19 protein-coding genes are annotated in these 21,817 nt (G+C 44.3%); 12 read left to right on the top strand and 7 right to left on the bottom strand.

From position 1 onward, the window contains the following. Positions 1-41 precede the first annotated feature (41 nt). The 4 genes from lon (at position 42) to OCU50_RS09785 (ending at position 5,454) form a co-directional block, all read left to right on the top strand. Positions 42-2,393 carry an endopeptidase La gene (gene lon / locus OCU50_RS09800; protein WP_060468167.1) on the top strand — a complete coding sequence of 784 codons (2,352 nt, stop codon included), beginning with the start codon at positions 42-44 and terminating at the stop codon, positions 2,391-2,393. Positions 2,394-2,585: 192 nt separating this feature from the next. Continuing rightward, positions 2,586-2,858: an HU family DNA-binding protein gene (locus OCU50_RS09795; RefSeq protein WP_004736083.1), complete on the top strand. Its 273-nt coding sequence runs from the start codon at positions 2,586-2,588 to the stop codon at positions 2,856-2,858. 222 nt (positions 2,859-3,080) lie between these two features. Further along, on the top strand, positions 3,081-4,946 hold the full coding sequence (gene ppiD / locus OCU50_RS09790; protein WP_060468166.1) for a peptidylprolyl isomerase: 1,866 nt from the start codon (positions 3,081-3,083) through the stop codon (positions 4,944-4,946). A gap of 208 nt (positions 4,947-5,154) precedes the next feature. Next, complete coding sequence (locus OCU50_RS09785) at positions 5,155-5,454, top strand: ComEA family DNA-binding protein (RefSeq protein ID WP_060468165.1); 300 nt, start codon at positions 5,155-5,157, stop codon at positions 5,452-5,454. On the opposite strand, the gene rrtA is transcribed toward OCU50_RS09785, so the two are convergent. Further along, on the bottom strand, positions 5,445-5,993 hold the full coding sequence (rrtA, locus tag OCU50_RS09780) for a rhombosortase (RefSeq protein ID WP_060468164.1): 549 nt from the start codon (positions 5,991-5,993) through the stop codon (positions 5,445-5,447). The genes OCU50_RS09785 and rrtA overlap by 10 nt on opposite strands. A 9-nt stretch (positions 5,994-6,002) precedes the next feature. Here rrtA and OCU50_RS09775 point away from each other — a divergent pair, with 9 nt between their 5' ends. After that, the gene (locus OCU50_RS09775) at positions 6,003-6,602 is read left to right on the top strand and encodes a tRNA-uridine aminocarboxypropyltransferase (protein ID WP_060468163.1); all 600 of its coding nucleotides are present in this window, start codon (positions 6,003-6,005) and stop codon (positions 6,600-6,602) included. Between the two features lie 26 nt (positions 6,603-6,628). Here the strand turns inward: OCU50_RS09775 and OCU50_RS09770 are convergent, their stop codons facing one another. From OCU50_RS09770 to OCU50_RS09760, 3 genes are all read right to left on the bottom strand, one after another. Further along, positions 6,629-7,972: an anti-phage deoxyguanosine triphosphatase gene (locus OCU50_RS09770; RefSeq protein WP_060468162.1), complete on the bottom strand. Its 1,344-nt coding sequence runs from the start codon at positions 7,970-7,972 to the stop codon at positions 6,629-6,631. Positions 7,973-8,026: 54 nt separating this feature from the next. Then, positions 8,027-8,611 carry a 5'-deoxynucleotidase gene (yfbR, locus tag OCU50_RS09765; protein ID WP_060468161.1) on the bottom strand — a complete coding sequence of 195 codons (585 nt, stop codon included), beginning with the start codon at positions 8,609-8,611 and terminating at the stop codon, positions 8,027-8,029. 197 nt (positions 8,612-8,808) lie between these two features. Then, positions 8,809-10,026 carry a pyridoxal phosphate-dependent aminotransferase gene (locus OCU50_RS09760; protein ID WP_060468160.1) on the bottom strand — a complete coding sequence of 406 codons (1,218 nt, stop codon included), beginning with the start codon at positions 10,024-10,026 and terminating at the stop codon, positions 8,809-8,811. 295 nt (positions 10,027-10,321) lie between these two features. Between OCU50_RS09760 and OCU50_RS09755 the strand changes: the two genes are divergently transcribed. The 7 genes from OCU50_RS09755 (at position 10,322) to OCU50_RS09725 (ending at position 18,050) form a co-directional block, all read left to right on the top strand. Continuing rightward, the gene (locus OCU50_RS09755; protein WP_082710341.1) at positions 10,322-11,629 is read left to right on the top strand and encodes an isochorismate synthase; all 1,308 of its coding nucleotides are present in this window, start codon (positions 10,322-10,324) and stop codon (positions 11,627-11,629) included. Beyond that, complete coding sequence (gene menD / locus OCU50_RS09750; RefSeq protein WP_060468158.1) at positions 11,626-13,350, top strand: 2-succinyl-5-enolpyruvyl-6-hydroxy-3-cyclohexene-1-carboxylic-acid synthase; 1,725 nt, start codon at positions 11,626-11,628, stop codon at positions 13,348-13,350. Before OCU50_RS09755 ends, menD begins: the two co-directional genes overlap by 4 nt. 9 nt (positions 13,351-13,359) lie before the next feature. Beyond that, a complete protein-coding gene (menH, locus tag OCU50_RS09745) occupies positions 13,360-14,160 on the top strand; it encodes a 2-succinyl-6-hydroxy-2,4-cyclohexadiene-1-carboxylate synthase (RefSeq protein ID WP_060468157.1) in 801 nt (266 codons plus the stop codon). Between the two features lie 102 nt (positions 14,161-14,262). Continuing rightward, positions 14,263-15,129, top strand: a complete 867-nt coding sequence (gene menB, locus OCU50_RS09740) for a 1,4-dihydroxy-2-naphthoyl-CoA synthase (RefSeq protein WP_060468156.1) — start codon at positions 14,263-14,265, stop codon at positions 15,127-15,129. A gap of 74 nt (positions 15,130-15,203) precedes the next feature. Beyond that, the gene (gene menC, locus OCU50_RS09735; RefSeq protein WP_060468155.1) at positions 15,204-16,211 is read left to right on the top strand and encodes an o-succinylbenzoate synthase; all 1,008 of its coding nucleotides are present in this window, start codon (positions 15,204-15,206) and stop codon (positions 16,209-16,211) included. Between the two features lie 89 nt (positions 16,212-16,300). After that, positions 16,301-17,734: an o-succinylbenzoate--CoA ligase gene (gene menE, locus OCU50_RS09730; protein ID WP_060468154.1), complete on the top strand. Its 1,434-nt coding sequence runs from the start codon at positions 16,301-16,303 to the stop codon at positions 17,732-17,734. 151 nt (positions 17,735-17,885) lie between these two features. Further along, the gene (locus tag OCU50_RS09725; RefSeq protein ID WP_060468153.1) at positions 17,886-18,050 is read left to right on the top strand and encodes a hypothetical protein; all 165 of its coding nucleotides are present in this window, start codon (positions 17,886-17,888) and stop codon (positions 18,048-18,050) included. A 164-nt stretch (positions 18,051-18,214) separates the two neighbouring features. Here OCU50_RS09725 and OCU50_RS09720 read toward each other — a convergent pair whose 3' ends face one another. The 3 genes from OCU50_RS09720 to OCU50_RS09710 all read right to left on the bottom strand — a co-directional run bounded on the left by OCU50_RS09720 (position 18,215) and on the right by OCU50_RS09710 (position 21,724). Next, complete coding sequence (locus OCU50_RS09720; RefSeq protein ID WP_060468152.1) at positions 18,215-19,135, bottom strand: YeiH family protein; 921 nt, start codon at positions 19,133-19,135, stop codon at positions 18,215-18,217. Positions 19,136-19,241: 106 nt separating this feature from the next. Further along, positions 19,242-21,116, bottom strand: coding sequence for an MFS transporter (locus tag OCU50_RS09715; RefSeq protein ID WP_060468151.1), 1,875 nt, complete (start codon positions 21,114-21,116; stop codon positions 19,242-19,244). 17 nt (positions 21,117-21,133) lie between these two features. After that, on the bottom strand, positions 21,134-21,724 hold the full coding sequence (locus OCU50_RS09710; protein ID WP_060468150.1) for a TetR/AcrR family transcriptional regulator: 591 nt from the start codon (positions 21,722-21,724) through the stop codon (positions 21,134-21,136). Positions 21,725-21,817 lie beyond the last annotated feature (93 nt).

The raw sequence follows: 21,817 nt of genomic DNA, 5'->3' as shown, positions 1-21,817 counted from the left end.
CCATATACTGCTTTATAAGTTAAAGCGGAAGAGAGAAATATATGAACTTGGAACGTTCCGAGCGTATCGAAATCCCCGTGCTACCTCTACGTGATGTAGTGGTCTACCCACATATGGTTATTCCATTGTTTGTTGGTCGTGAAAAATCGATTACTTGCCTTGAATCGGCAATGGAAGCTAACAAACAAGTACTACTTGTAGCACAGAAAGAAGCGGACACTGATGAACCTTCAATAGAAGACCTATTTGATGTAGGTACCGTTGCTACCATTCTTCAATTGCTCAAGCTCCCCGATGGTACTGTAAAAGTACTTGTTGAAGGTCAGCAGCGTGCAAAAATTAATCAATTCAAAGAAAGTGAATTTTTCTTAGCAGATGCAGAATACGTTGTAACTTCCGAGCTTGACGACAAAGAACAAGAAGTGGTTGTTCGTAGTGCGATCAATCAATTCGAAGGCTTTATTAAGCTAAACAAAAAGATTCCACCAGAAGTTCTAACGTCGCTAAATGGTATTGACGAGGCAGCACGCCTAGCCGATACCATTGCAGCGCACATGCCCCTTAAATTAGTAGACAAGCAGCACGTTCTAGAAATTTCAGATGTCACTGAACGTTTGGAATTCTTGATGGGCCAAATGGAGTCAGAGATTGACATCCTGCAAGTTGAAAAACGTATTCGTGGCCGTGTTAAGAAACAGATGGAGAAATCTCAGCGCGAGTATTATCTGAATGAGCAAATGAAAGCGATTCAGAAAGAACTTGGCGAGATGGACGATGCACCTGATGAATTCGAGACTTTGAAGAAGAAGATCGAAGATTCAAAAATGCCTAAAGAAGCTCGCGAGAAAACCGAGCAAGAACTGCAAAAATTGAAAATGATGTCGCCAATGTCTGCTGAAGCGACAGTAGTTCGTAGCTACATTGATTGGATGGTTGGTGTTCCTTGGGCTAAACGTTCAAAAGTTAAAAAGAATTTAGCGAAAGCAGAAGAGGTCTTGAATGAAGACCACTACGGCTTAGAGCGTGTTAAAGAACGTATCCTTGAATACTTGGCAGTACAAAATCGAATTAACAAGCTAAAAGGTCCAATCCTTTGTCTTGTTGGCCCTCCTGGTGTAGGTAAAACCTCGCTAGGTCGTTCGATTGCAGCGGCAACGGGCCGTAAGTACACTCGTATGGCTCTTGGTGGCGTACGTGACGAAGCGGAAATCCGCGGTCACCGTCGTACTTACATCGGTTCACTTCCGGGTAAACTGATCCAGAAGATGTCTAAAGTTGGTGTTAAGAACCCACTGTTCCTATTAGATGAAATCGATAAGATGTCTTCTGATATGCGCGGAGACCCATCCTCGGCACTATTGGAAGTTCTTGACCCTGAACAAAACGTTTCATTCAACGATCACTACTTAGAAGTAGATTACGATCTGTCAGATGTCATGTTTGTTGCAACGTCTAACTCGATGGATATTCCTGGCCCGTTACTAGACCGTATGGAAGTGATTCGCTTATCTGGTTACACAGAAGACGAAAAGCTGAACATTGCTAAGAGTCACCTACTGGACAAGCAGGTTCAACGTAACGGCCTGAAGCCTCATGAGATTGAGATTGAAGACTCAGCAATCATCGGCATCATTCGTTATTACACGCGTGAAGCGGGTGTGCGTAGCCTAGAGCGTGAAATCTCTAAGATCTGTCGTAAAGCAGTGAAGAACATCTTGCTAGACAGCGACCTTAAGTCTGTAACGGTTAACATTGATAACCTGAAAGAGTACTTAGGTGTACAACGTCATGACTTCGGTAAAGCGGATGAAAGCAATCGTATTGGTCAGGTAACTGGTCTAGCTTGGACACAAGTGGGTGGCGATCTACTGACTATCGAAACCGAATCAACGCCAGGCAAAGGTAAGCTGACGCAAACCGGTTCTCTTGGTGATGTGATGAAAGAGTCGATTCAAGCTGCCATGACTGTGGTTCGTTCTCGTGCTGAAAAGCTGGGTATTAATTCAGATTTCTATGAGAAGCGTGATATTCACGTTCATGTACCTGAAGGTGCAACACCAAAAGATGGCCCAAGTGCTGGTATCGCAATGTGTACGGCACTCGTGTCTAGCTTAACGGGTAACCCTGTGAAAGCTGAAGTGGGTATGACAGGTGAAATTACCCTTCGTGGTGAAGTTTTACCTATTGGTGGCTTGAAAGAAAAACTACTTGCAGCACACCGTGGCGGCATCAAAACAGTTCTGATTCCAAAGGACAATGAACGTGATTTGGAAGACATTCCAGACAACGTAATCGCTGACTTGAAGGTTATCCCAGTACAGTGGATTGATGAAGTACTGAAAGTTGCTTTAGAACGAGATCCGTCAGGGGTCGAGTTTGACGTGAAAAAATAGTGATGCGTAGCAAAAATAAGTAAAGAATTACGCTGATAGGCTCGAAAAGGCTTGTCAGCGTTTTTTTTGGACGCTAAGTTATTCGACTAAAGCTGCAATCCCTTTTGCAACAAGGCTTGCGGCTAAATTAAAACCAAAATGGAACGTACCGTCATCGAGAAATAGTTACAGATGACACATAGGGGAAAAACAGTGAATAAAACACAACTAGTAGAATCAATCGCAGAAAACGCAGACATCTCTAAAGCTTCAGCTGGCCGCGCTCTAGATGCTTTCATCGAAGCCGTTGGCACAACGCTACAATCAGGCGACCAAGTTGCACTTGTTGGCTTTGGTACTTTCAGTGTTCGTACTCGTGCTGCTCGTACAGGTCGTAATCCAAAAACGGGTGAAGAGATTCAAATCGCAGAAGCTAAAGTACCAGGCTTCAAAGCGGGTAAAGCTCTTAAAGACGCATGTAACTAATTTTTATTACTGAAACCTCAGGTTTTGAGAGGGGGAAGGTAGTAAAATGCGTTTACTGTTTGAAAAGTAGTCTTTCACTATTGAGCAGTATATGTGCAGAACACATTGAACTTATTTAAATTATGCGCATCCTACTGATGCGCATTTCTTTTTCTGATAATATCGCGTGAATAGATTTTTTATTTTGAAGCCAATGCTTCATATCCGGAGAGCACTTAAATTATGATGGATCGATTACGCGAAGGCGTGAATAGCATCGCGGTAAAAATAATCCTTGGGTTGATTATCCTGTCATTTGTATTCGCAGGTGTGGGCAGCTACATCACCGGTGGCGGCAATAACGCAGCGGCTAAAGTTGGCAACACCGAAATTGCTCGTGGTGAGTTCGAACAGGCTTATCAAAATGAACGCAATCGCATGCAGTCTCAACTTGGTGATTACTTTGCTCAAATGCTGGCAGACCCTGCATACGTAGAGTCTTTCCGTAAATCCGTCCTTGATCGCATGATCAACGATGTTCTACTTGAGCAACAAGCCGAGTCTCTAGGCCTACGAATCAGTGATTCTCAAATCCGTACCATGATTCTAGAAATGCCTCAGTTCCAAACGGCTGGTCAATTCGACCAAGAAGTTTACCAATCGGCACTACGTCGTGCAGGCTTCAGCGCAGAAAGCTTCGCTGAATACATGCGTCGCGACCTAATGCGTAACCAGCTTGTTACTGCGCTTCAAGGCAGTGAATTTGTTCTTCAAGGTGAAATCGATACGCAAAGCAAACTGATTGCTCAAACTCGTGACATTCGTACAGTGACACTGTCTGTTGCTGACCTTGCGAAAGACATCGAGCTAACTGACGAACAAGTCGAACAGTACTACCAAGAGAACCCAGCAGCTTATACTCGCCCAGAGCAGGCTAAGGTATCTTATATTGAGCTTTCTGCTGAAGCACTTAAGTCTCAGCTTGAAGTTAGTGATGAAGAAGCGCAGAAATACTACCAAGAGCACCTAGACAAGTACTCAACTGAAGAGCAACGTAAAGTTAGCCACATCCTAGTTCAAGGCGATGACGAAGCGAAAGCTCAGTCAATCCTAGAAGAATTAAATGCAGGCGCTGATTTTGCTACGCTAGCTGAAGAGAAATCAGATGATTTCGGCAGTGCTGACCTTGGTGGTGACCTAGGCTGGATTGAACGCGACGTTATGGACCCAGCGTTTGAAGATGCAGCTTTTGCTCTTGAAGCTCTTGGCGACACAACTGGTTTAGTTAAGTCTGATTTTGGCTATCACATCATCAAGTTAGACGAGCTAAAAGCGTCTCAAGTTCAGTCTTACCAAGAAGTGGCGGCTGAGATTAAGCAAGAGCTTATAGACCAACATGCTGTTGACCAGTTCTACGAGAAGCAAACTGAACTAGAGAAAGTGGCATTTGAATTCCCAGATTCTTTGGTCGATTCAGCTGAAGCTATTAACGCTAAGATCACAACAACGGGTTTCATTTCTCAAGTTGATGCTCCAGAACTCCTCATGACACCAGCAGTTATGCAAGCGATCTTGAGTCCTGAAGTGAAAGAAGATGGTCTAAACTCTGAAGTTATCGAAGTTGCACCTGAGCACGTGATTGTTGTTCGTGTAGAAGAAACTCGTGACGAAACCGTTCTTCCTCTAGCTGAAGTGAAAGATCAAGTTGTGGCTGCATTGTCTGCTGTTCAAGCGGAGCAACAAGCGATTGAGCTAGGTGTTTCTCTAGTGAACGAACTTAAGCAAGGAAATGAAGCAGTACTGGCGGATAATAATCTTGAGTTCACTGAACTTGAAACGATAGACCGTAACTCTCCATTAGCATCTTCTGTATTCGCTTTAGCGAAACCAGAAGACGGTCAATCTGTATTCGGTCAGTCTAAAGACCAAGACGGTAATATTGTTGTTGTTGAGCTTTCAAAAGTAACGGCTGAAGTCAACCCGGCTTACAGCACTCAAATTGGCGCTCAATTGGAGCGAGTTGGCAACCAGCAAGATCTTACTAATGTATTAAACGTACTTCGCAAAAACGCGGACGTTGAATATTACGTAGTTGGCCAAGGTCAGTAAACTTTGATTCACTCGATGATTTAGCATTGTTAATCAAAGTATGACTGTTGCTCTATAAATCAAATTTGTGAGCGAACAAACAAGCTGATGAAAACGAGATGTATAACAAAGCGGGTCACTTAGGTGGCCCGCTTTATTTTTATTTAGTTACTGTGTCATTTGTAATGGCAAATGCATAAGTTACGTTTTTTATACAAAGGAACGGTTTATGCGCACAATATATTCAACACTACTTCTTTCATTTCTTATTACGCTTAGCTCCGCAGTGTTTGCAGACAGCCCAACTAAGGCTGAGCTTTACGAAGGTATTGAGATAACGGTAAACATCAACACGGCGACAGCAGAAGAACTATCAGCTCTTCTCGTCGGTATAGGTGAAAAAAAAGCGAAAGAGATCGTCGATTATCGAGATCAGTACGGTGAATTTACCACCGCTGACGGTTTGGTTAATGTGAAAGGAATCGGTGAAGTGACGGTAGAAAAGAACCGTGAAAGAATTCAGCTTTGATCTGCTTTTGTATTCGCTAGCGAAAATATTACAGCCACGAAGCCTCCAGCCAGTGCTCCTGCTAGGTGGGCTTCAATCGCGACGCGAGCATTAATCAGCTCGCCAGTCGTGCTAGAAGGGCCGACAAACTGCTCCCACGCTATCTTAGCGATTAATCCTACCACCAAGAGCCAACTCGATTTTCTGCCGTTTAACGTTTCTCTGAGCGCGAATAAACCAAACAGCCCATGTAAAGTCCCCGACAAACCCACATAGACTTTAATGCTCGACAGTAACAGCGCCAATCCCGTGACTACACTAATGAAAAGCAACGCGCTGATCAGTTGTTTCTTATTAGGTTGAAATAGATAACTGATGATCCACAAGCCTGCTAAATTCATCACAAGGTGCGAATAGTTGGTATGTGAAAAGTTTCCTGTTAGGATCCGCCACCACTGCCCATCGGCAATCGCATTGTTATCCCAAACTACCCAAGCCTGCACAGGCTCTAGTTGGAATAAGACGCATAAAAGTGAAGTGAAAATTAAAACAGGGTACACATTAAATCCATGTCTCGTTATTGCCGCCAATGCAGCAAGGCTTTGAAAGCTTGTATTTGTCAGTGGGTTACGCCACTAGAATCGAACGTTGAGCTTATCATTCTTCAGCACCCATCAGAAGAGCATCGCCCAATGGGAACCGCGCGTATCCTCTCGTTATCTCTAGAAAACAGCGTGACGCTTGTTGGGGAAGACTTTTCAGATAATACAAAATTGAACGAACTGCTGACCGATGAAGATTACCAACACGTGATTTTGTACCCAAGTGAGCACTCTGTGTCTGTTGAGTCTGCAACACGCCCAAGCAAAAAAATGCGTGTGGTTTTATTGGATGGCACCTGGAAGAAGGCATTCAAGATGTGGCAGGTGTCGAGTAACTTGCATGCGTTGGATACTGTTCACTTACCGAAAGACCTCAAAGGTAATTATCGAATTCGTAAAGCGCCAAGTGAAAACAGTTTGTCGACTGTAGAAGCCGGATACCATTTACTGAGTTTGTTAGAGGGCGACCGAGATTTCAGTTCGCTGTTAACGGCATTTGACCAAATGATTCAGTTTCAAATCAATCAAATGCCGCCCGGTGTATTTGAGAAAAACTACCTAGATTAATCCGTTTCAGTAGAGTGAGTCAGGAATTAAAACTCGGTATGAGCCGAGAATAGTTGCTGATGCATTTTCTGCGCAAGATCATCGGTCATTGATGAAATGTAATCGGCTATCACACGCATCTTTCTTGATTCATCGTCGTGCAGTAGCCATTGCTTTTTGATCGGCAGCGGCAACAGGCGTTCAGGGTCAGCACTGAATGCTTCAAACATATCCATGATTATTTGCTGCCCTTTGTATTCAATAACCTGAACTTGAGGGACTTGGATAACAAACTCACTCACGAAGTGTTTCAGCTTATCGAGTGTGGCGTCCATGCTTGGCTCAAGTACGGCATTGTAGGAGAGCAACACATTCTCAAAGCTTTCATCAACGGGCTTAATCGAAATACTGGTCAACAGTGCGTTGACTATTCCGCCAATTGCGTCCTTACGGAGATACTGCTCACCGGAAAACAGCATTTCAGTTATTGAGTCAAGGTGTTCACAAATCCATGGGTCCGCCATTTCTTGTAGCTGCGGGTAAGCCGATTCTACCCATTGTGTCTTAGTCACAGAGCCCAGCACAATCGCATCTTCCAAATCGTGTACGCCATACGCAATGTCATCAGCCAGCTCCATAATGGAACAGTCAAGTGACTTGTATTTGGTCTTGTTGTGCTCAAGTGGTTCGGTGTGCGGCTTTCTTTTCTTTTTTAGCCGTTGTTGGTCGTTGCTTGAAAGCGGTTCAAGTACCCAGTTGAATAGCTCTTCGTCATGATCGTATATGCCTTTTGCTGGCATCCAATCTTTTGCTCTAAGCTGACGCTGGTGCTTCACGGGTTCAGACTGTAACTTTGCTTGAACCTCGCTGAGTAGTGAAGGGTATTTAATCAACCCCAGCAGCGTACGTCGAGACAGATTCATCCCGTGATGTTCTGTGTAGGGTTCAAGTTGCGTGACGATTCTAAATGTCTGGGCATTGCCTTCAAAACCACCATAATCGCGCATCATGTAATTCAGGGCGACTTCACCGCCATGCCCATAAGCTGGGTGACCAATGTCGTGAGCCAAACATAGTGAATCTATCAAGCTGTCTGAAGGCAATAGGTCGCGGAATTCGGGCTGCTTTTTTTTCAATTGAGCGACGATACCTGTACCAAGCTGCGCGGCTTCTAGAGAATGTGTTAATCGGGTTCGGTGAAAATCGTTAACTGTGGTGCCATGCACTTGAGTTTTAGCTTGAAGGCGGCGGAAGGCCGCAGAGTGAAGTACACGCGCACGATCGCGTTGATACGGGCTACGGTGGTCATCACGTCTTATTTTATGTTCATCGTCATTTCGATGTTGCCATTCTTGTTCGAGTGCAAATGTCGGTTCGAGTTGGACTGTCAAAATAGCGCCTATCAAATTGATTTATTTAACTAATTATATTCAAGTTATACCCAGTTAGCTTATCTCGTCTAGTGATAATTCAAAACTCGGTGCAAAGGTAGTGAGAAAGTAATCCATTTCTGGACTTTTACGCTGTTCGAGTGTTTCTTGCAGTCTACGTTTTGCTTGCTCGTACTCGTGATTTCCAGCGCTGAGTTCTTCCAAACATTTTAAATAAGCACAGATAGTATCTGCTTGCTTAACAATGCTTTGTTCTTCTTTACTTGCTGTCCCTGAAATTAAAAATGGTGCGAAGTCTTCTTGAAACTCTTCCGGCAACATGGACAGTAGTCTTTTCTCAGCTGCTGCTTCTATCTTTTTGTACTCTTGGGCGATGTCTGGATTGTAGTATTTAACCGGAGTAGGTAAATCACCAGTCAGTACCTCACTGGTGTCATGGTACATACCTAACAATGCGATGTGCTCAGGGTTGAGTTGACCATCAAATTTCTTGTTTTTGATAAGCGCCAAAGCGTGCGCGACGAAGGCAACTTGTAAACTATGCTCTGAAATATTCTCGCTTGAGACTGAGCGCATCAGTGGCCAACGTTGGATCAGTTTCATGCGTGCTAGATGGGCAAAGAAATGGCTTTGTTTCATAAGTGTCCTTGCTTAACAATGCTCTACTTGTGTCTTGTAAACAATACAAGTAGTACGAGATAGGAAATATAAAAAAAGGCCCCTAAACAGGAGCCTTTTAAGCATATAAGTGAATGAATACAAGTTAAAGTATTTTAAAACAGTAAATTGTAGCCATCGTTAGTGGACTAGTTGATAGCAGATTGATTGTTGGCGAACTACTCTTGGCTGTAAGTTGACAAGAAGCGCTCAAGACGACCAATTGCTATTTCTAGATCTTCGATATGTGGCAAAGTCACGATGCGGAAGTGATCGGGTTTTGGCCAATTAAAGCCAGTACCTTGAACCAATAATACTTTTTCTTGTTTAAGGAAATCGAGTACAAATTTTTGATCATCTTTGATGTTGTACATTTTAGTATCGATTTTAGGGAACAGGTACATCGCGCCTTTTGGTTTCACACAAGATACCCCAGGGATCTTGTTGATCAATTCCCATGCTCGGTCACGTTGTTCAAGCAGTCTACCCCCAGGGAGTAGTAGTTCATTGATACTTTGGTAGCCACCGAGTGCGGTTTGTATTGCGTGCTGCATTGGCACGTTGGCACACAGGCGCATAGAAGCGAGCATCTCTAGTCCTTCCACATAGCCTTTCGCTAAGTGTTTTGGACCAGTTAAGAACATCCAACCACCACGAAAGCCACATACACGATAAGCTTTCGATAAGCCATTGAAGGTTACCATTAAAACGTCTTCAGCCAAGGTTGATACAGAAGTGTGCACTGCGCCGTCGTAAAGTACTTTGTCGTATATTTCATCAGCGAAGATGATCAAACCATGCTCACGAGCAATGTCCACAACTTTCAACAGGAAATCACGACTATATACAGCACCCGTTGGGTTGTTTGGATTGATCAAAACGATCCCGCGAGTCTTTGGTGAAATTTTCGCGAGTATGTCATCGAGATCTGGATACCAATCGGCATCTTCATCACACATGTAGTGAACCGGAGTACCGCCAGAAAGTGCCACTGATGCAGTCCAAAGTGGGTAGTCTGGTGCGGGCACTAAGATTTCATCACCATTATCCAACAGTGCCTGCATAGACATCACGATAAGCTCTGATGCACCATTTCCAATGTAAACGTCTTCTACATCAAGGTTGCGAAGACCTTTTTTCTGATAGTGCTGGACAACCGCTTTGCGGGCTGAATAAATACCTTTTGAGTCACAGTACCCTTGAGATGTTGGTAGATTGCGGATTACGTCAACAAGGATCTCATCAGGGGCGTCAAAACCAAAGGGGGCGGGGTTACCAATATTTAGCTTTAGTATTTTATGCCCTTCTTCTTCCATGCGCTTAGCATGTTTGAGTACAGGCCCCCTGATTTCGTAGCATACATTGTTGAGTTTTGACGACATCCCGATATTTTGCATTGCCGGTTTCCTGAAATTAATTTAAATACTTTATTAAAGTACCGCAAAATGGGGTTTGATAGAATAAAAATCTGCTGAATGTCGCATTTCCGTGTAACGTCTGGTCTTTTTGCTATCACTATTTTATGAGCTTTAATTCTTAGCGTTGTTGGTTTTAGCTAAGGTGAGAAAGGGGGCGGGATTGCTTAAAATCACAGGAATGTTGAAAAGATATAGTACATTCTTGATCTAAGTGGATGCTACCCATAAAGTATCAACCTAATATAATAATAATTTAGGTGTGGACGAGGTCGATTTGTCACATTTCCAGCAAACTCTCTCCGCTTTGATTGAGAGAGTACACAATGCCCAAGCAAGCGAAGTTCGTTGTGTTGAAGTTCTAACGCAAAAACCATCGTTTGCATTTATAGAATGGCTTCATGCTCAACCTCTCTTTCCCAAATTTTACTGGCAGTCACGCGACACTCGTGAAGAGGTCGTTGCACTCGGTCAGTTACATACTTTTTCAGACCCAGCACCCGCATATGCAATTCTTGGGGAAGACCAGCGAATTTGGGGTGGACGTTCATTTGACGGGCACACTGCTAAGAACCGTCGTTGCATGGAATCGTTTTTCTTCCTTCCTCAGGTTGAATTGATTCGCTTTGATAATACTTGGTCGCTAGCGGTTAATTTATCTCCTGATCGCGTTGCTTCGATTAATGCCTTAAATAAGCTATCTGTTGAAGCGGCGATTTTAGCGCCGTTGTCTGCTCATATTGAACAAATAACCCACGTGCCGGAAAAGGAGCTGTGGGGTAGTTTGGTGAATAAAGTGCTTCAGGGGATCAGTGACGAAGAATATAAGAAAGTGGTTTTGGCTCGTAAAACCACGCTACAGCTCGATGCGCCTATCTGTGCAGCACAATTACTTAAGGCAAGCTATCAACAAAATCATCATAGCTTTCACTTTATGTTGGTGTTGGATTCTAAACACAGCTTTATTGGCTCGACGCCAGAGCGATTGTATAGCCGACATGGTACAGAGCTTGATACCGAAGCGCTTGCTGGAACGATTGGTCGCGGGGAGAACGCAACCGAGGATATGGAGTTAGCAAACTGGCTTTCTCAAGACAGCAAAAACCTCAATGAGAACCAATATGTGGTCGACGATATCATTGAGCGACTGACTCCTCACTCACAAATGGTACATGTTGAAAAGGATGCACGCCTTGTACGTTTGCGTAAAGTGCAGCATTTGAAGCGTAATATCCATGCTCAGCTCAATGCTGGCATTAACGGCGTCCAGTTACTTGCTGCGTTGCAGCCGACTGCTGCGGTTGCAGGATTACCTCGTAAAGAAGCGATGGACTTCATACTGGAACATGAACCGTTTGCTCGAGGTTGGTATGCAGGTTCTGTTGGCTATATCAGCCATCAACGTGCTGAATTTTGTGTAGCGATTCGCAGTGCTTTAGTTGTAAACGATCAAGTACAGCTGTTTGCGGGGGCGGGGATAGTGCCAGGGTCTGTCGCCGAACACGAGTGGCAGGAGTTGAACAAGAAGATGTCGACTCTACTCAGCCTAATTTCAGATCACCCACCTCTGGGTGTAGCGTCATGAACCACGACCAAGCCGTATTAAACAGAGTTTGGTGTAACACATTACTTGAAGAGCTTGCACGCAGCGGTGTGGAACATGTTTGTGTTGCGCCGGGCTCTCGCTCAACGCCGTTAACTCTCGAAGCTGAAGCTAACCCCAAGTTAACCTTACACACGCATTTTGATGAGCGTGGTCTTGGTTTTCTTGCTTTAGGTCTGGCGAAGGCGAGCGACAAACCCGTTGCAGTGATTGTGACCTCTGGAACTGCTGTTGCGAATCTTCTACCTGCCACGGCTGAATCTGGGCTAACACGAGAGAAACTTATTTTACTGACCTCAGATCGACCTATTGATTTAGTCGACTGTGGTGCTAACCAAGCAATTCAGCAGCAGGGTATCTTTTCTTCCCATGTTGAAACGGCGCTAAACCTACCAAGCCCAACCACGCAAGTTTCTTTGAACTGGCTTCTGACATCGGTTGATAACGCACTCGCGAAACAACGCAGTGTCGGCGGAGCCATTCATATCAATTGCCCGTTCCCTGAGCCGCTTTATTTATCAAATAACACTGAAATGTATGCAGAGTACACATCCAGTGTCGCTGGGTGGAAGTCGGGAATAGGTTGTTACAGCCAAACGTTTCTACCTAGTCATCTGAACACGCAACCCATCGCTCCGGGTGAGTACCTTGAGCGAAAGGGAGTGGTTATTCTCGGTTCGCTAGATATTGGACAAGCGAAAAAAGCTCAGCAGTTTGCCACTGTATTAGGTTGGCCAGTTTTTTGTGACCCTCAATCAGGTGTCACAAGTGATTGGAAAAATTATGATTTATGGATGCAAAGTGATGCAGCCAAAGCGCAGCTTAGCCAATGTGATTTTATCCTTCAGTTTGGTGAGCGCATCGTTTCTAAACGTCTTAATCAATGGATAAAAGTGCAAGCCGCTCTGTTTAGTCCATCACAATACGTTGTGGTTTCACCTGATTCGCACCGCATTAATCAAGACCATCTGCCTCAAATTCATATCGTCGCAAACATCGAACAATGGCTATCAGAGCAGCATTTACCAAGCTTACTGGGTGAACATGCTGCTTGGGCGACGCCTTTAATAGAAGTCGCGAATACGGTTCAGCAGTTAGCATTGGCGCAAATCTCTAATAACGACCAATTGACAGAGTTGAGTGTTGCCGTTGACTTGTCGTCTAGACTTAAAGACAGAGAGTTGTTTGTGGGAAACAGCTTGATGGTAAGGCTGGTGGATATGCTGTCATCAATATCTGCGAATCAAGTTTATAGCAATCGTGGCGCATCGGGCATTGATGGCTTGGTAGCGACGGCTGCGGGCGTGATGAAAGCCAACCAGAATCCTTTGATGATGCTGATTGGTGATACCTCTTTGTTGTATGACCTCAATTCACTGGCGCTACTCACTCATAACACAACGCCAATGGTTATTGTGGTCACCAATAACGACGGCGGTGCAATCTTTGACTTGTTGCCGGTTCCCGAGCAACAAAAACAGTCTCTTTATCAACTGCCTCATGGTTTCAACTTTGAACATGCTGCTGCGCAATTCCAGCTCGGTTATGCGGCGCCAGAAACTTTAAATTGCTATCAAAATATTATCGAACAACATTTCGAACAGGGGCAGGGTACCTTGCTCGTTGAAGTTAAGACCCCTCCCGAGCAAGCGTCTACTTTACTAAAACAATTCAGTTCAATGCTTACCGAGGCATTAGCCTAAGGACTTTGTATGCTTTACTCCAATTATTTCCCAGCTTCAAATGTATCTTCTGACAAACCTTTGCTTGTTTTTTTACATGGTTTACTCGGAAGCGGGGATGATTGGAGTGCATGTCATCCATTCCTCGAGGATTTCTCTCGTCTTTGCATAGATTTACCCGGACACGGACAAAGTTGTTTTATCGATCCGGTAGGGTTTGATCATTGCTGCAATAAAATTGTTCAGTGCATTACTTCTCAATTGGCACTCAACAATCTGCCGGCGGACTATCCTATCGTGATTATTGGTTACTCAATGGGTGGAAGGCTCGCGATGTACGGTGTGACAAGCCCTTGTTTTGAGACGCTTAACCTAGAGAAAGTGATTATTGAAGGCGGCAATTTTGGCTTAGAGTGTGATGAAGAAAGAGCGCAAAGGTTAGTACATGATACGCAGTGGGCGGTTCGCTTTGCACAGCAGTCGATTGAAGATGTTGTAGACGATTGGTATCAACAAAGCGTCTTTTCTTCACTAAATCATGAGCAAAGACAAACTTTGGTCATAAAGCGTAGTGGTAACCTTGGAGTATCCGTAGCAAATATGTTGTTATCTACTTCGTTAGCTAAGCAACCGGATTTACGTGCCACACTGAAATCTCATGAGCATTTATTGCATTATGTGTGCGGTGAAAAAGATCGTAAATTCATGGAGCTAGCTGAGAATAGTGGCTTTGAATATAGTCAAGTGGATTACGCTGGTCATAATGTTCATTTCGAGCAACCAGAGCTGTTTTCAAACTTGATCATCCAATGTATCGCCAGTTGTCGTTAAACTGATTGAGCGATTCTCTCGTATCAAGCACTATCAAAAGCAGAGCAACACCGTCACGACTATTCGTTAGTCGTGGTCTCTAATAGAACAATGGGAATCACCATGGCTAAAACAGTAGGCATCACAGAAGAAGAACTTTATGCAGCCGTTAACTGGCGCGATGAAAGCAATCAATTCGAAGATATTCAGTACCATAAGTCTGACGATGGTATTGCAAAAATCACGATCGCGCGTCCTCAAGTACACAATGCGTTCCGTCCACAAACCGTAAAAGAGATGATCAATGCACTGGCTGATGCTCGTTATGACGAGAAAGTTGGCGTGATCATTTTGACGGGTCTTGGTGAGAAGGCATTCTGTTCTGGCGGTGACCAAAGTATCCGTGGTGACTACGGCGGCTATCAAGATGATTCAGGTACACACCACTTGAACGTGCTTGATTTCCAACGTCAAATTCGTACTTGTCCAAAACCAGTTATCGCAGCGGTATCTGGCTGGGCTGTAGGTGGCGGCCATGTTCTTCACATGATGGCAGACCTTACTATTGCTGCTGAAAATGCACAATTTGGTCAGACGGGGCCTAAAGTGGGTTCATTCGATGGCGGCTGGGGTGCTTCTTACATGGCACGTATTGTTGGCCAGAAGAAAGCGCGTGAAATTTGGTTCCTATGCCGTTTCTATGATGCTCAAGAAGCACTGGACATGGGCCTTGTAAATACGGTTGTTCCTGTCGCTGACCTAGAAAAAGAAACCGTTCGTTGGTGTCGTGAAGTGCTGCAGCACAGCCCAATGGCTCTGCGTTGCTTGAAAGCCGCTCTTAATGCTGACTGTGATGGTCAAGCGGGTCTGCAAGAGCTCGCTGGTAACGCAACCATGATGTTCTACATGACAGAGGAAGGCCAAGAAGGCCGTAATGCATTTAATGAGAAACGTCGACCTGATTTCGACAAATTCCCGCGTAACCCATAACCTTTTCCTCTTCAGAATGAGTCGCTCAATAGCGGCTCGTTTTGTTTTGATGTTCCCCGTTTTTAGGAAGCTTTATGAACTCAGTGAATTCTCATCGCCACGCTAAACTCTACCGTTATCAATTACCTATGGATAGTGGAGTGGTGCTGCGTGACAATAAGTTGAACGAACGCGTTGGCTATATCATCCAGCTTGAGTGTGATGGTAAGACAGGTTTTGGTGAGGTCGCACCTTTGCCGGGCTTTAGTCAAGAAGATGCCGAACAAGCTGGTATTCAACTGCAACATGAATTAGAGCTTTGGAACCACAATAATCCTCAAACGCCATTTGATCAGTTATACCCTTCTGTCGCGTTTGGCTTTTCGATGGCGATGATGGAATTACGCGGCGAACTCAACGCTGAAGGGAACTACCAAGCCGCGCCATTGTGTACTGGTGACCCTGACGAGTTGATCCCTGTGCTCAATGAGATGAAAGGCGAGAAGGTTGCTAAGGTAAAGGTCGGTCTTTATGAAGCGATCCGTGATGGCATGTTGGTGAGTTTATTCCTTGAATCGATTCCTGATTTAACGCTAAGATTAGATGCTAACCGCGCGTGGAAGCCGGAAAAAGCTAAGCAGTTCATCAAGTACATTGCGCCTTCATTGCGTCAACGTATCAGCTTTATTGAAGAGCCTTGTCAAAAGCCAGAAGACAGCTTGGCATTTGCCATCGACCATGGCGTTGCGATTGCGTGGGATGAAACCCTGCAAGAAGCGGTAAGAAGCCCTGAGTTTGATCTCAGCGATCTGACTGGTGTTAAAGCGGTTGTGATTAAACCAACCTTGATTGGCTCGGTAGAGCGTTGTGTTGCTATCATTGAACGCGCGCAGCAACTTGGTATCAAACCCGTCCTAAGTTCAAGCATAGAGTCTAGCCTTGGCTTAACTCAGATAGCGCGATTGGCACAACAGTACTTACCTGATGAAGTGCCGGGGCTTGATACAATTGGCTTGTATCAACAACAGTTAGCTGTCTCTTGGCCGGGTTGTCAGCTTCCGGTCTCAACGCTTGAGCAACAACAATTGATTTGGTCTTCTTAGGCCGAGCTATTTTTCGTTCTGTTTTACAAGTTAGTTGAGTGGCTATTTAATTAACTTCGTCAGTTCTTAATCTATTTTTTGGTTATCTTATGATGCGCCCACAATCTATTCATCACCCGCTCTGGGTACAGTGGGCGCAGCAGAACCCACATCAAACTGCGTTAGTGATTCCTAATCGCGCTTACACTTGGCTGCAAGTCTCAGTGTTAGTGAGTGATTACCAACAACGGCTATCCGAACAAGGCCTCTCTCAAGGCGATGTGTTGACCATTGTTGGTAAGAATCAAGCTGAAGTGATCCCCGTTTATCTTGCGGCGCTTAATTTGGGTGTGCTTTGTGCGTTTACGATGCCTCAGCCTGCCGCTAGTTTAATGCAAAAGCTTGAATCGCTGTATAGTCCATCGGATAGACGTTATCTATGGTTGTTGGAGAGCGGTGGTTTAAATCAATCAGACGTTGCTGAACCAAACACTCAGTTACTTGTATTACCTTGTTTGAATGAGCTGTATGTCGATGACAAGCTAATCGCTACTTCTGATTCTTCTCGTTTTAATCCTCACAACCTCGCAAGCATCGTATTTACTTCTGGCTCTACTGGAAATCCAAAAGCAGTGGCACATACATTTGAGCAACATCTATGTTCTGCTGTCGGCTTACTGGATGAATTTCAATTTAAAGGCACGGATACTTGGTTGCTTAGCTTACCTATGTACCATGTGTCAGGGTTGGCAATTGTTCATCGTTGGTTGGCGGCTGGTGGGTGCATAAAAATAGGCTCAGGTCAGCTTGAAACCGATATAGAAGAATGCAGTCACGCTTCATTAGTCGCTACTCAACTACATCGATTACTCAAGAGTAAGCAAGTACTTACTTTAACGCATGTACTTCTGGGCGGAAGTCATATTCCAGAGGAACTTGCTCTTCAAGCTCAACAGATGGGCATCGAAACTTGGTTGGGGTATGGCATGACAGAAGCGGCTTCAACGGTGACTGCAAAACCTGTTGATGCAAGCAGCACTTCTGGTTTCGTGCTTAATCATCGTCAATTGAAAATTGAAAACCAACGTATCTATATTGGAGGTGACACCCTCGCTTCCGGTTATTACCATCAAGGTAAATTAACGCCTTTGGTGGATGAGAGCGGTTGGTTTGATAGTAAAGATCTCGGCCAATGGGACGGCGAACAAGTGTCGATAATTGGCCGCGCCGACAATCAATTTATTTCTGGCGGTGAAAACATCCACTGTGAAGAAATTGAGCGAGCACTCAACCAATTAGCTGAAGTTAAACAAGCTTTTGTGGTCCCTGTAGAAGATGGTGAATTTGGCTTTAGACCTATTGCGATCGTCGACTGTGACGAACTACCTACCAGAGATTGGTTTGCAGAACAGTTACAAAAGAGCCTAGAGCGATTCAAATTTCCTATCGAGTATTATCAAATGCCTGAGCAAGAGCAGCAGGGCATTAAGGTATCTAGGTCGGGCTTGGCATCTTGGTTGTTCCAACACAGGAAGTCAAAATAAGCGCCAACATGGAAGTTAATTGTCGATCTGTTCAGTTGAAAGACGGTTAGTTAATTTAGCAATTAGATAGTTCAAAACAGAATTTATTATCTTTATAACCATCCATCATAATAAGGCTCACAAGTAACGGATTATGGAATAAGGTTTTATTATGAAGATAGCCCTCATCATTGCGGTTTTACTGCAGATAGGCCAAGCAGTGACGTCGTCAGGGGTGACGCGATCGTTAGCCGAACTCACCGCATTTGTATTGGTTGTAGTGCTTGTTTTGATGAAAAGAGAGAGCAAGAAGAGTGATAAGCCCCTGTTTGATTAGTGACTGTTCCGAATATAGATGTTTACGCTATAGACAATAAAGGCAAAGCCCATGTGAGCTTTGCCTTTTTATTTTGTCATTCGCTAATCTGTTTGTCTGATTAACATATTAACCAATCTACAGTGCTTCTTTGCGTATTAGGTGTATTAGGTGTATTAGGTGTATTAGGCGAGAGTTAACCACGCTAATGAGCCTGTCGAAATCATCACCCACATAGTAATACCAAACATCAGAGGCTTTGGCCCTGCTGCTTTAAGCTTCTCAACTGAAATCCCACAACCTATCAAGAAAAGACACACCACTAGAGCGCGCTTAGACACGTCAAAGATACTTTGGTAGGCCATCTCAAATTGTGGCAATAAGTCACTTACAGCGATAGCGGCACAATAGAAGAAAATAAAGTACGGAATCGTAATCTTCTTTTGGCCATTTTTGAAGATCATTGCACTTACTAATGCGATTGGGATGATCCAAAGCGCGCGAGCTAGTTTTAATGTTGTTGCTGTGGTGAGCGCTTCCTCACCATACGCAGATGCAGCACCGACAACCGAAGAGGTATCATGGATCGCTATTGCAGCCCATGTACCGAAAGTCTGTTGGCTTAACTCAAGCGCGTGGCCAATCATTGGGAACAAGAATAGAGCGACCGAGTTCAGTACGAATACTGTGGCTAACGCTAAACCAATCTGTTCATCGTCGGCTTTAATTGCTGGTGCTACAGCGGCAATGGCACTACCACCACAAATCGCGGTACCAGAAGAAATAAGATAGCCCGTGGTGCGATCTAACCCCATGCGTTTCGCTAAGAACCAACCTATAACCAATGTGCCGATGATGGTGGCGATAATTAACCCAATACCGTCGCCTGTCACCGCCAATGCTTTCTCAAACTGAATACCAAAACCTAACCCCACAATCGAGTAGGCCAGTAACTTCTTCGTTAGTTTGCCTACTTCCAAGTGTTCTGGCACCAAACCTAAACTTGCCAGCAGAAAACCGATAACGAGCGCAGTCGGTGAGCTAACCCAAGGCGTTAAGCAAAACAGTGCAGCAAGATAAAATGGAACGGACTTTTTTAGGTTCATTGTATTTAGAGTCTTGTTTTGTTGTGGCTTTATTGTGATGAAACCACTATACGTTCAATAAAATGATAAGTAAGTCTAAATGAATTGAACAAACGTTAAGGAAAACTTAACGCAGCGATCCACGAAGATCAGAGACTGACTGTCGAAGAGTTTCACAAGACGCTTCTTTAGGTGAAATAGGCTCACCAGCTTCTATCTCTAACTTAGTCCAGAAACGAGTTGGTAATCCTTTACAGGCGCGGCCTTTGTAACGGCTAAAGTAACTGCCCCATAATCCTTTTAAAGCCATTGGAATTACAGGGACTGGGGAGCGTTTGATAATCAGCTCCATACCACGCATGAACTCAGCCACTTCGCCATCAGAGGTTAGCTTTCCTTCTGGGAAAATACATACAATGTGGCCTTCATGCAGGGCACGTTCTACTTCTTTGAAAGCGTTTCGAATCGAACTGCGGTTGGTGGCGGAGATTGGAATAACCCCTGCTCTTTTCAAGAAGCGCCGAATTGGCGGCAACTTGGTGTAATCCTCTTCCATCACAAAACGGATCAAGCGAGGGCAAACCGCGCTCAGCAGCAAAGCATCCATATAACTCACATGATTGCAGACGATTAGCGCGCCGCCTTTTTCTGGCAGGTGATGTAAGTTTTTATGTTTAACTCGGTACATGGTGTGAGTCACCACCCAAGTGAAAAAACGGAACGCATAGATAGGCACCTGATGGAACAGGTAGAACATCACCAAGGTGTTGCCCACCGCGAGCAAGATAAACAGCTGTGGAATTGAAAGCTCTAGAACGCTGAGGCAAACAATACCTAAAACCGCACTTCCTACCATGAACAGTGAGTTGTAGATGTTGAGGCCGGCAATGACTTGCGCTCGCTCGTCTGGCTTTGCTCGTAACTGCATCAAGGAGTACAGAGGGACAATAAAGATACCGCCAGATATCCCAAGCAGTAGCAAGTAAGCAAACAGTGGCCAAAGTTCTGAGTGGGTGACAAATTGGTGAAACGAGCTGAAATCAGGCAACGACTCAGGAATTGATATCGCCATCAATAGGCCAAATATGGATATTCCCATACTACCAATGGGTACGATACCGATTTCAATTCTGTGATTGGATAGTTTGTCACACGTCAACGAGCCAATGGCAATTCCGACAGAGAATAACGCTAGCAAAAATGCGACCGAACTCTCTGTACCGTTTAGATGAAGCCTCGTGAAGTTTGGAAACTGAGTCAGGTAAGCTGCACCAAGGAACCAAAACCAGCTGATAGACATCAGCGCTTGGAAAGTAGGTCGGTCTTTCTTCGCAATCGCCAGTGTGCTGCGGGTCAGCTTAACGGGCTGCCAATTTACTTCTAGATTTGGGGCGTTGCTTGGTGCTTCAGGAATAAAACAGCTTGAGACATATCCGAGAATCGCGAATAAAATGATACTGATAGCGGCGATCAGCTTAGCGCTTTCTTCTGAAGCAATAATACCGGCACCGAGAGTGCCAATCAGGATCGCTAGGAATGTGCCTGTCTCAACTAAGGCATTTCCAGAAACAAGCTCTTTCGTTTTTAATTGTTGTGGCAATAGCGCATATTTAACCGGGCCAAAGAAGGCACTTTGTGTTCCCATTAGAAACAGAAGCAGAAGTAATATTCCGTAGCTTTCGTAGATAAAACCGATAGCACCCAGTGACATAATAACCACTTCAATGAGCTTAATCTTACGAATAAACCAAGACTTTTCATATTTATCAGCCAGTACGCCAGCCAAAGCCGAAAATAGGAAGAAGGGCAGAATAAATAGACCAGCGGCCAAATTTATGAATAAATTACTGGAGATAGGCAGCGTGTCTACGCTTGCGAAAGCAACAAACAGCAACAGAACATTTTTGAATATGTTGTCATTAAAGGCCCCCAAAAATTGGGTAATAAAGTAGGGTAGGAACCTTTTTTGCGTTAACAGCGAAGATTGGCTGCTGTTGTTCATTCTTTTTCCTTGGATACTTACCAGTTAGTTAAGTAGTTTGAGACTAGGTTATCGATCAACTCTTTACCATCAATAGGTTCTGATGCGAAAAATTTATCGTCGACACTTAATAAAGTAATACCATGCACACCTGACCATAATACTCGGCTGGCTTTAACCACTTCACTTTCCGTGTGTTCAGGAGCAATGGCGACTAGAAGTTGCTCAAGCATACCTATCATTTTATCGATGCGGTTCGACTGCCATTCAGGAAGGTTTTCACCGTTCATGTTGTGCTCAAAAATAAGCTGCCAACGGTGAGGGTGTCTTTGTGCAAAATCGTGGTAGCAGTAGGCAAGATTGAATAGAGCTTGTTGAGGATTGCTCGATTGTTCGACAGCGGTCGCTGATTCAGACGTCAGTTCATCTAATGTTTGGGCAACAACGTGCAAAAGTAGTAGATTGTAGTTCCCAAATACATTCACCAATGTGCTAGGGACGTAACCAATCATATTGGCAATTTTACGTAGACTTAACTCGTGATAAGAGTGCTGATCTAAAAAGTTTGTCACTGTCTTTAAGGTCAGCTGAACTAATTGCTCTCGAGTATGATCGTTTCTTCGTGCCATGATTCGTTTCTAATAAATGAACATCGTTCAATATTTTAATGATGCCCTCGATAGTCGTCAATCTTTTCGCTAATTAAGCAACCAATTAATAGC

Source organism: Vibrio toranzoniae (assembly GCF_024347655.1).
In the GTDB taxonomy this organism is placed as follows: Bacteria; Pseudomonadota; Gammaproteobacteria; order Enterobacterales; family Vibrionaceae; genus Vibrio; species Vibrio toranzoniae.
This window is presented reverse-complemented; position numbering and strand designations above follow the sequence as displayed.